The 8841-nt window shown below is 58.6% G+C and carries 9 protein-coding genes and 1 pseudogene; 7 read left to right on the top strand and 3 right to left on the bottom strand.

The genetic code is table 11. From position 1 onward, the window contains the following. The coding region (locus tag NKH59_RS32870) for a DUF1612 domain-containing protein (RefSeq protein WP_353024382.1) at positions 1-347 on the bottom strand (347 nt) is incomplete at its 3' end. Next, positions 307-456, bottom strand: a complete 150-nt coding sequence (locus NKH59_RS32875; protein ID WP_352502796.1) for a DUF1612 domain-containing protein — start codon at positions 454-456, stop codon at positions 307-309. The genes NKH59_RS32875 and NKH59_RS32870, both read right to left, overlap by 41 nt. On the opposite strand from NKH59_RS32875, the gene NKH59_RS32880 reads away from it, so the two are divergent. The 6 genes and pseudogenes from NKH59_RS32880 (at position 431) to NKH59_RS32910 (ending at position 6913) form a co-directional block, all read left to right on the top strand. Then, positions 431-1216: a hypothetical protein gene (locus NKH59_RS32880; RefSeq protein ID WP_352818810.1), complete on the top strand. Its 786-nt coding sequence runs from the start codon at positions 431-433 to the stop codon at positions 1214-1216. The genes NKH59_RS32875 and NKH59_RS32880 overlap by 26 nt on opposite strands. Beyond that, on the top strand, positions 1209-1892 hold the full coding sequence (locus tag NKH59_RS32885) for an RES family NAD+ phosphorylase (RefSeq protein WP_352818812.1): 684 nt from the start codon (positions 1209-1211) through the stop codon (positions 1890-1892). Before NKH59_RS32880 ends, NKH59_RS32885 begins: the two co-directional genes overlap by 8 nt. Before the next feature lie 151 nt (positions 1893-2043). Continuing rightward, positions 2044-2802: pseudogene (locus NKH59_RS32890) on the top strand (tyrosine-type recombinase/integrase); the annotation flags it as partial. Between the two features lie 710 nt (positions 2803-3512). Next, on the top strand, positions 3513-4187 hold the full coding sequence (locus NKH59_RS32900; RefSeq protein WP_352981407.1) for a protein-L-isoaspartate(D-aspartate) O-methyltransferase: 675 nt from the start codon (positions 3513-3515) through the stop codon (positions 4185-4187). Between the two features lie 586 nt (positions 4188-4773). After that, positions 4774-5430: a Crp/Fnr family transcriptional regulator gene (locus NKH59_RS32905; protein WP_352473800.1), complete on the top strand. Its 657-nt coding sequence runs from the start codon at positions 4774-4776 to the stop codon at positions 5428-5430. A gap of 727 nt (positions 5431-6157) precedes the next feature. Further along, a complete protein-coding gene (locus tag NKH59_RS32910; RefSeq protein ID WP_352818814.1) occupies positions 6158-6913 on the top strand; it encodes a LuxR C-terminal-related transcriptional regulator in 756 nt (251 codons plus the stop codon). A gap of 205 nt (positions 6914-7118) precedes the next feature. On the opposite strand, the gene NKH59_RS32915 is transcribed toward NKH59_RS32910, so the two are convergent. Further along, positions 7119-7940, bottom strand: a complete 822-nt coding sequence (locus NKH59_RS32915; protein ID WP_353024380.1) for a LuxR C-terminal-related transcriptional regulator — start codon at positions 7938-7940, stop codon at positions 7119-7121. A 189-nt stretch (positions 7941-8129) separates the two neighbouring features. Between NKH59_RS32915 and NKH59_RS32920 the strand changes: the two genes are divergently transcribed. Next, positions 8130-8841, top strand: a 712-nt coding sequence (locus tag NKH59_RS32920; protein ID WP_502908733.1) for an IS21 family transposase, incomplete at its 3' end; no start/stop codon positions are given.

Below are 8841 nucleotides of genomic sequence, written 5' to 3' on the forward strand. Positions count from 1 at the left end.
TCTCGCGCAAGCATTCGGCGTCTCCGCATGATCGACGCAGGATGTTTGCTGCAAGAGTGATGCATGATGGACAGTGGTGGGGCACTTACCTGCACGGCGGGAGGCACGCAACGCTCGATGCGGATTTGCTGGAATGGATTATGCGGAGGCAGCTTCGAGTTGCCGCGCCGGCTCCTGGTGCGGCGCAGCATCTGTTCCCGCGCCAACGCCGGCCGGTCATGTTCCTTTAGGCCGAGCGCGGTGGCTTCAGTAAAGGCGTCGACAAATGCCAGCAGGCGTGTGGTCCGGTCACGGTGACGCCGGCGCTCACGGCCGATAACGTGCAGGCCGCTGTTGAGCGCCAGCAGGTGGGGCCGCGGTCTTGCGGCGCTGCCGCAGCATGCGAGCGACTAGAAGGGTGCCGAGCCAGGGTTGATGCTGGAGTGGACTGATGTCTTCCCAGGCGTCCGAGAGCATCGCAGCAACAGCACTTGATGAGATCGGTTATCGTGCTATATATGTAATCATCCTCACCAACCCAGCGGAGTGGAATATTATGGCACATACCAATGACACCTTTGAGCTATCGGGATTTGGCGCGCTCACCGGAACTCCGAAGGAGGTTGGTGACCAACTTGATCGGCTGACTGCGGAGCAAGTCATAGCGCTAACGTTCGAGCATGGGAGTGAACCCGCAGTTCGCGCCCTTGCGGACACGGTCGTCAGCATCGCGCCTCTGGTCCGTACCATCCTGATGAGTCGTCAACGTGAAGCCATTACCTTAATAATCGAGGCCCTGGTCCCTCAGGTGCCGCCCCCGCAGTACATGCTTGTCGAGGCGCGGATGACGGCCGAGGCGAGAAAGGCAGTGCTGGAGAGCGGCGATTGGCTGACCGCTCCCCAAATCGCCAAAATGGCTGGGTTCAGCACAAGCAACCTGAGTGCGCAGCCAAACAAGTGGAAGAAAGAAGGCCAGATCTTTGCAGTTCGGCATCGGGGCGTAGACTATTTCCCTGGGTATGCTCTGGATTCCGCCGCTGGATATCGGCCTATCAAAACGCTCGCTAAGGTTCTGAGCGTCTTACACGAGAAAAAGGACGACTGGGGGCTCGCCTATTGGTTTGCATCGGTCAATAGCTTCCTTGGGGGCAAGCGTCCGCAAGATGTGCTCCCTGCGCAACCCGAGCGCGTTCTTGCAGCCGCCGAGGATGAGTTGGTAGGCGCACTCCATGGCTAAATCAAAGATTGGACGGGGACCTGGGATTCCAGTTCCCGTTCCATCGCACGATTTGCAGGATATCATCACCCGAACGATATGGCCGGCGGACCAAGTTATCCATCGTATCCATTTGAATCTCTATGCCGGCGTCGAGTTCAATCCAGGCCTGAAAGGCAATGCCCGTTTCAGCCCGATCAAGAATGCAACTGGGGCCAATATCCCAACTCTGTACGGCGGCACGACCTTTGACTGCGCGGCGATGGAAACCGTCTTCCACGATGTGCCATTCGCGCCGGGCCTGAAGACCTACGACAAGGGGAAACTGGCGGATCAAGTCTATTCGCAGGTGGCGCCGCAGGGCGAATTGGTCTTGGCTGATCTGAGCGTCACAGCGCTGAGGAAACTCGGCATCAAGCGCAGCCAGATCATCGACACCGAGAAGGACCGCTACCCAGCAACACGCCCCTGGGCTGAAGCCATTCACGTACAATGCCCAGATATCCAGGGACTTTGCTGGATTTCTCGGCAGGACGACCGGGCTCTCGCCGTGATGCTGTTTGGCGATCGAATTCCGGCAAGGACGTTGGTGCAGTCCGGCGTGTCGCTCGATTTGACCGGGAATTCTGACGTCTATTCCGAATTGCTCGAACTCGCCGATCGTATCGGCGTAAAGATCGTAGGCATCAGCTTCTGATGGCGGGACAGGAGATCATGGCAATTCTGGGGGCACAACGAGGTAGTCGCTGACCTCCCCAGCCGCGCCTTCCGGCAACCGTCTGATCAGAGTGTGCCGTTGCGGTCATGGCCGCGCCGAAGGCGGAGGGACGGTTGCGGGTAAAAGCCGTCCGTATGCGCCGTGCACCGTGCGCTGGCGGCTGTCGAGCTGTTCGACGTGATTCAATGGCGCGGTTTGCGCGGAAATTTTGCAGCCCCGGGGCCTGCAGAGCGCGATCAAACTGGCGGTGCGCGCCAGGCCCGTCCGCGGCCGCAAGAGCAGGAACGCTGTGACCGCCGATATTCTGGCCGCCCTCTTGAAACATGCGCCGGTGACCGTCTCGTCGACGTCGGGGATCGCGCGATTCTCATCACGGCCTTCGCCTGCAGCGGCCGGCGTCGCAGCGAAATTTCTGCTCTTCGCGTCGAACAGCTGGTCGACGAAGACCCGGTTCCGGCCGATCCCAACGCTCCCGGCGGCGATAAATTGCCGTGCCTGTCGATACGGCTCGGCCGCACAGAGACGACGCAAGCCGACAGCGACGCTTTCGTGCTGCTCGTCGGCCGGCCTGTGCTGGCTGGAACGCGCCAGGATCAGCGACCGCGTCGTGTTTGGCGGCATCGACCACTGGGGCAATCTCGAAGCGCGCGTCCTGACGCCGCAGGCCGTCAATCTGATCCTGAAGCGGCGCACCGCCGAGGCCGGGCGCTCGATCCGGAAGCCTTCTCCGCCCACAGCTTGCGCTCCGGCTATCTCACCGAAATCGCACGCCGCGGTATTCCGCTGCCCGAAGCCATGCAGCAGTCGCAGCATCGCTCCGCGCAGCAGGCCTCAAACTATTACAATGACGCGGAACGCACGCTCGCGGGCGGCGCGGATAATCGCCTGAGTCGCAATTCGATCCGACCCTTGCGGCGTTAGCTCCAGACAATTGGTTCCGAGGCAGCCGGCCTTCCGGATCGATCACCTTGACCTGGTGCGGGAGCCCCTCGCCCCAGCTCCATAGCACGAGGTTCTGATCGGATGTGCCGGCACCTGGGGCGAAGCTGGGCACGAGAATGCCGAACTTGCCTTCAGCAACCAAGCGGTCGTGGATGCTCCATGACGGCGGCCGTTTGCCATCGACGAGAAAATCCATCCAGGCACAAGCCATATCTTCGAACTGGGCGTCGGCCTGGCCTTGCGCCGTCCTCAGATCGACAATGTCGCCCCCGAAACCGGCCAAATGCACGCACAACGTCCAGTTCTCTCGATCGGCCGCCCATTGGCGATCCCCGCGTCTCGACGGAGGATCGGGCGACCGACGCCCGACGAGGTCAAGGCGGCTGGCTGCCGCCTCGCCCACCAGGAGCACGGCTCCGGCGCCTCGCCCTCCCGGCCGGTGCTGGCGAAGCTGATGCGCGAGATAGCCGTATGTGGGACACGCCGCTATGCGATATAGCGCCCAGAATCTCCAGGGTCGCCGCCGGCGATAGCCTGCCAAGACGGTCACCCACGCTTGCCGTGGGCACCCGTAATGGAAACGATGGCGGGCGCTACCGTGACGAACAGGATATAATGCTCACCGGCAGCAAGCTGGTTGAGGAAGGCCCCACCGTCATGAAGCCAATGAACGAAGAGCACCTTGCGGTCATACGCAGGCACATGGTCGAGATGATTGCAATCCATACCGACCTTGCAAGCGAAGAACTCGGCAAGGCAGCGCTCGATGAGCGGGTGATGGCGGCGATGCGGCGAGTGCCGCGGCATCGCTTCGTGCCAGCCTCGGTTGCACCTTATGCCTACCAGGACATGCCGCTGCCGATCGGCTTCGATAAAACCGTCTCGCAGCCATTCATCGTCGCTCTCATGACCGATCTCCTCGCTCCCCAACCGCACGAGGCGGTCCTCGAGATCGGCACTGGCCTGGGCTATCAAACCGCAATCCTCGCGGAACTCGCCGGGCAGGTTTGGAGCGTAGAAATCATCGAGGAATTCGTAAGCCGTGCGGAGGCTCTCCTGCAGGAGCTAGGCTTATCCAATGTCGGCATTCGTGTCGGAGACGGGTCTCGCGGCTGGCCCGAGCACGCCCCATTCGACAAGATCCTGGTCACGGCGGCGGCTGAGCAGACACCGCCGGCTTTTCTGAAGCAACTCAAGCCGGGGGGACGGCTGGTTCTGCCTTTGGGATCTAAAGAAGCACAGTTTCTGACTGTCATCGACAAGGATGCGGCAGGGCAGCTCGAGACCCGGAAACTCATCCCGGTTCGGTTCGGCCGGCTCGAAACCGTCTAGTGAGGTGCGACAACTAACGCGACCGCGCTTTTCCACCGTCAATCAGATGCCAGCCTTCCGCGTTTCTTCGCCCTTTGTGAACGCGAGAAACAACACGTCGCAGACTTGTGGCACGCTTATCCGCAGCGTGGCCTGAGTTAACTGCGACATACGGCGCCAGCATAGTCTGCTGAGGAAGCGCAGTCTTCGGCGGCCTCGCCTGCGGGCGAATGCCTGTCCGCGGGATTTCCTCACGACCGAGGTGCAAAATGATTCCGCGACATCTGTCATTATGCACGACGACACGCGCGTCGAGGAGGCCCGCCATACGGCCCTCGATACCACACTTCTGCAGGCCTTGCCGTGGATCGTCTCGCTCAAGCGGGGAGACTTAACCACCTGATGCTTGCAACACCTTGATCTAAACGCAGTTTACCTCATTCAAACAGACGAGGACATTAGGCCACCCCTCCCCTACGGTAAGAGGTCGTTCGGCCGACTTTATCCGGGAGAAACTATTGTAGTCGTATGGAAATAAAATCAAACTCGCCGATTCTTCATGCAGACACTATTGGAGTTCATGTGCTCGCATCCCATAGGGGGAACGTTGTCGAAGGACGAGTGGGGGAACAACGATTTTCTCGGTGTTACCGCAAAAACCTATAAACCCCATTCGGTGATATGCCGCCAGGAAGACGACAACGGTGAGATATTCATTGTAAAATCGGGTTGGGCTATACTTTATCACGCGCTGCCAGACGGAGAGCGGCAGATCATAGACACTCCCCTCAAGGGGGACGTTGTCGGTTACCGTGGATTGGACGGACCCCGTCTTGCGTCGCTGGCGTCCATAACCGAACTAGCTGTCTATGAAATTTCCAGTAAGGAACTGGTCGAGGCGATCCTGTCGGACGGCCGAATCGGGAAGAAGATCGCCTCCTCGCTGGCGCGCCTGAACGCCATCCTTGCCGAACATCTGATAAATACCGGGCGGCGGAACGCGATGAGGCGTACCGCCCATTTCCTGCTCGAGTTGGAAGAGAGGCTCTCCATGGTTGAGCTGTCGGTTGATGGAAGATATGAGTGTCCTCTTGCCCAGCATGAACTGGCCGACATCCTCGGAATGACCACGGTTCACGTCAACCGAACGTTAAGGGAGCTCCGCAAGGCCGATCTCGTCTCTTTCAAGTCAGGCCATGTAGAGGTGATCAACCGCAAGAAGCTGGTCGAAACAGCCGGATTCGACAGCGAGTACCTCAGGTAGCGGCTATCTCTCTTTGAACGCCAGCGCATGGACGCCAAAATGAAAACGGTCGTTCCGTCGCCGGAACAGTTCGAGACGACATTTATGGAGGGCTGGTCGTGCGCAGGACGCCTGACGTCTCGACGACAGCGGTATCCGGCTCGAGGCGGTCGACGGTTGGGCCGAGCGGAACGCAACCCGTTCGTGCTGACCAAGTGTGACAAGGGAGATCATCGTGGCCGCGGCAACTCGGCCTATCGCGCGAGTGCGACGTGCTGCCAAATTATGCGCAGAGGGCCGCTTACCAAGGCCTGCTCGATTAAAGTGGGGAGCCAATGCTGCCAGCACTGTCCCCCGACAATGTCAACGGCACTTTCGGCGGTTCTGGTCTGCCGATGAAATGTCGGAGGCACACGCTGATCCAGATTCGGCTGTCTGCTGGGCTGAAGATGGCTGGGTGTCCAATGCATGCGCCTTTCGCACAGAATCCAGCCCTTTGGGTCCAGCTTGGCATCGGTTCCCTGAAAATTACCAAAAAAGCAATCTATGTTAGAGACTGCTTATAAATAACCCCTACACTTACCCCACGCTGGGTATCACTGGGGGTTGGGGAACTGACAACGACGCAAATGGGGTAATCGAGTCTCGACCCTTCAAAACGCGCAGTACCAAACTTTCACTGCGAGAGAATGCGGAAATCATGTCGGCCAGCGCAAGACGGCTTGTGTGGGAAAGAGGGAGTATTGACATGGGTGCCACGGCAGGACTGCACAATTGTAATTCGGCCAGTCAGTCAGAAGTTCCGTCCGGCGGGCCGGGAATCGACCAAGGGCAGACAGGCAGGGAATGCCTCCTCATCTTGGACGGAAGGGCTCTGGACCGCGAGTGTCTCGCATCGGCTCTCGTGGACCACGAACTCGGCATGGATGTCGCCGCCTTGGCGTCCGTCGAGGAATGGCGCGTCAGAAAGAGATCGGCCCCTCCCCTTGCAGCCATACTCTTCAACCTTGGCAGTCGGAAGGTCACCGATCGTGGCATCGCTGACGAGATCAGGCATATTTCGGGCGAGTTCAAATCAGTCCCTGTGGTCGTCCTGGCCGACACCGAAGACCTTGCCCAGATACTGACCGCTCTCGAATGCGGTGCACGCGGTTACATTCCGACCTCTGTTGCAATCAATGTCTGCGTCGAGGCCATCAACCTTGCGGCAGCGGGAGGCATCTTCGTGCCGGCGAGCAGTGTCATTGCTATGCGGCACCTGATAGATTCGGGCAGCCGCGACACGCAGCCTTTGGCAGGCATGTTCACGCTTAGGCAGGCCGAGGTTGCGCAAGCGCTCCGGCGCGGCAAGGCGAACAAGATGATCGCCCACGAACTGAATTTGCGCGAAAGCACGGTGAAGGTCCACATCCGCAATATCATGAAGAAACTAAAGGCGACCAACCGCACGGAAGTCGCCTGCAAGGTCAACGACCTTCTCGCAGAAGGAACTCTGGCTGAGTAGTGAGCCCAAGCGCCCAAGCGTAACACTTCCCAACTTGCGTGAGTCCCGCAGCCGCATTCTATTGCTGAACGTCCAAGGGCGGAATCGGCAGCTGAACTGCTGTCTAGCCAGACCTCGATCGTATCGAAAATCTTGTGCTGGCCCTTGATCGGGAACGAGGCTTCGGAAAGTGAATGCACCAGCCAAAACGAAGCTCTGTCGCAGGTCAGATAGGAGGACGATTGTCGAAAACGAGGTATGCATTTTTTGCTTCAAGTAGATCATGCCGATGGTGAGATTCCTGAGGTACCACCGTATCGTTCCCCGGCGCGCCGTTGCCAGTCGGTGGAGTAAGCATACCATGATTCATCGCCCAAACTGCAGCCTGTGTTCGGTTGCGGACTCGAATCTTTCTAAGTATGGCTTTGACGTGTACCTTCACCGTAGCTTCGGCAATGTTGATTTGGCGCGCGATCGCTTTGTTTGACTCCCCTTGGATCAAGCGGCACAGAATACAGTTTTCGCGATTCGACAAAATTACCAGTTCTTTATCGCTACTCTCCACTTTACTTTCCACCTTTGGTAACTCATAAGCTATCGGTTCATCTTTCGAACCTTGCCTTATATCTTGAATAATCATCGAAGTTTCCGCAGGTAGTACCGTTTGCCCAACCATAACCAATTCGAGGGCTTTGATGAAGGTGTCGTAAGCAGCGATCTTTGTCAGATACCCGTCAGCCCCCGCACGAAAGGCTGAGACTATATCGGTCGTGCGACAGTGATCAGCTAGCGCAACGACATGGCTGGCTGGGTAAATCGCCTTAAACTCAGCAATCTGCGCGAATTCAGCTTCCGCATCAGCACCGCCGATATCTATGATTAGCAAGATCGACCGGTGATGCGGTAACGGCTTTTGCAGAAGATCGTTAACAGAAACCGTAGAGAAAAGAACGCGAAAATCTTCTTCATTCAGGATTCGACTAACACCTTCTCGAAGTAACTCGCTTGGCCCGACAAGCACGGTTACGAAAGATTGCCTTGTCATCATCGCTTCTCACCCGGCGCGATTGGTTACACGCGTCGATTAGGTGCTCCATGCGCCAACCGTACAGTTTTCTTTTTTTAACCTTACGCCAGGAAAGCCGTACACCAAAATACCCTCTTTAGGCGTAGGGCAGCATCATCGAGGCGTATCCCGAATCTTCAACCTGGGGCTTTTGGTCAAGAACCCGAGCTCGTGGTTTCAAAGCAAGCGAGACGAACGACAGTGAAAGACCTACGATCAATCCTGCGCCTGACGCATGAGCAAGGCCTCTCGGTGCGTGCGGTGTCGGAACGGCTGAAGATCAGCAAGACTTCGGTTTCGACCTGTCTGTTGCGGGCGCGTGAGGCTGGCATCTCGGACTGGCCGCTTCCGCCGGGCTGTGACAATGACGTATCGCTTGAGAGGCTTCTGTTTCGCCGGGTTGGCCGTCCGCCGCAGGATATGGACGAGCCCGATTGGGCGATGATCGCGCGCGAGTTGAAGCCCAAGGGCGTGACGCTGACGCTGTTGTGGCAGGAATACCGTGCGGCGCATCCCGATGGTTATGGCTACACGTGGTTTTGCGACCGGTTCGGCGCTTTCCAGCGCCGGGCGAGCGCAACGTTCCGCAACCGCCACGAGGCGGGCGCAGTGATGCAGACCGACTATGCGGGCCACACCGTGCCCGTCGTTGATCCCGATACTGGCGTCATCTACCAGGCTCAGATCTTCGTTGCGGTGCTGGGCGCCTCGTCCTTCACCTTCGCCCATGCCAGCTTCAGCCAGAAGCTGCCGGACTGGATCGAGGGCCAGTGCCGGGCACTCGCCTTCTTCGGCGGGGTAACGAAGGCGATCGTCTGCGACAATCTGAAGGCCGGCGTCGCCAAGGCGCTGTGGTTCGAGCCGACGCTCAACCAGACCTTCG

Origin of the sequence: Mesorhizobium sp. M0998, from assembly GCF_040318885.1 — a bacterium.
GTDB lineage: Bacteria > Pseudomonadota > Alphaproteobacteria > Rhizobiales > Rhizobiaceae > Mesorhizobium.

Excerpts from the sequence above, each read along its gene's own strand:
- NKH59_RS32880 (WP_352818810.1), top strand. The coding sequence starts at position 431 with ATGTCTTCCCAGGCGTCCGAGAGCATCGCAGCAACAGCACTTGATGAG.
- NKH59_RS32875 (WP_352502796.1), bottom strand. The coding sequence starts at position 456 with ATGCTCTCGGACGCCTGGGAAGACATCAGTCCACTCCAGCATCAACCC.
- NKH59_RS32915 (WP_353024380.1), bottom strand. The coding sequence starts at position 7,940 with ATGATGACAAGGCAATCTTTCGTAACCGTGCTTGTCGGGCCAAGCGAG.
- NKH59_RS32910 (WP_352818814.1), top strand. The coding sequence starts at position 6,158 with ATGGGTGCCACGGCAGGACTGCACAATTGTAATTCGGCCAGTCAGTCA.
- NKH59_RS32885 (WP_352818812.1), top strand. The coding sequence starts at position 1,209 with ATGGCTAAATCAAAGATTGGACGGGGACCTGGGATTCCAGTTCCCGTT.
- NKH59_RS32900 (WP_352981407.1), top strand. The coding sequence starts at position 3,513 with ATGAAGCCAATGAACGAAGAGCACCTTGCGGTCATACGCAGGCACATG.